1 protein-coding gene and 1 pseudogene are annotated in these 1190 nt (G+C 47.3%); both read left to right on the top strand.

Annotation, left to right across the window (positions count from 1 at the left end; genetic code table 11):
- Positions 1 to 941, top strand: a 941-nt coding sequence (locus JFC10_RS14770) for an FAD:protein FMN transferase (RefSeq protein ID WP_198333486.1), incomplete at its 5' end; no start/stop codon positions are given.
- 63 nt (positions 942 to 1004) lie between these two features.
- Positions 1005 to 1190, top strand: a pseudogene (locus JFC10_RS14765) (ferric reductase-like protein); the annotation flags it as partial.

Genomic DNA, 1190 nt, shown 5'->3' with positions numbered 1-1190 from the left:
CTTTTTTAACAAACGATATTCAGCAGCGCTTAGCTGACTGGGAACATATATTCAGTCGTTTTGATGACAGTAGTGAGCTTATGAGACTGAATAACCGTGGCGACCAATGGTCTGAGGTGAGTTCAGAATTATTCGAGGTGTTGCAGCGTGCCATTCACTTTGTCTCAAAGACTCAAGGCTTAGTGACACCAACGTTATTGCACCCTCTATGGGCCGCAGGCTATAAGCATTCATTTGAGACCTTGCCCAAAATGTCTGTGCCATCATTACCTGTTACTGGCGTAAGCACCCCTACAAATGTGCAAGACACGACAAGTGCTAACCATGCCAATCAGCAGATAGAAGGTATTCAGCTTCGCCAGTTAGCTGACGGACAACATCAAGTATATCTGCCAGCTGGCATGGCACTGGATTTGAATGGATATGTCAAAGGGTGGTGCGCCATGCAGTTGGCGGAAAATATTAGCCGAGTTCATGACTGGCATATTCCCTGCTTAGTCGATATGGGTGGGGATATCGCGATTGGTGTTCCAAAAAACCCAACAGATAAACCAGTGTCTTGGGGAGTGGCTGTTGCCAAGCCGTATTTTGCCAATAGTGAGCACGTTCACAATGATGAAGATGTGGCGATCCTCAAGCTCAGCTCTGGGGCTGTCGCCACATCTGGGCAAGATTATCGTCGCTGGTGGCACGACGGCCGCTGGCAACACCATTTGATCCACCCGCATGACTTGCGTCCAGTAACCAGTGACGTTCTAACTGCAACGGTACTGGCGAAAGATACGATGACGGCGGAGGTGTACGCCAAATACTGCGTGCTTCTTGGTATTAAAGCAGCCGTGGCGTGGCTCAACAAACACCATATTGCAGCGTTGTTAATAGATAGGGATAACAAAGTGATGGCGACCTCTGCCATGCACCCAAACCTGCTTGCTAGTTAATTTATCACGCGACATGTGCTAGATATCAATACATTAAGTAAAGCCACTCATAGGAGCATAGTCATGCATACAGACCATCCTACCAGCAGTCATACTGCTTCCTCCAATACTAATGTTCTCACTCAGGCTCTATGGGTTGGCTTAATGTTAAGCATTGCTATCGGAGTTGGTGGTTATGCGTCGTTAACTTGGGGAGAGACGGTATCTCAGCTACTGACCAGCACAGATAAACACTTTTGGTATTTATCA

Source organism: Psychrobacter aquimaris, assembly GCF_016107525.1.
GTDB classification, from domain to species: Bacteria; Pseudomonadota; Gammaproteobacteria; order Pseudomonadales; family Moraxellaceae; genus Psychrobacter; species Psychrobacter aquimaris.
Note: the sequence above shows the minus strand (reverse complement) of the source record. Positions and strands in the feature narration are given on the sequence as shown.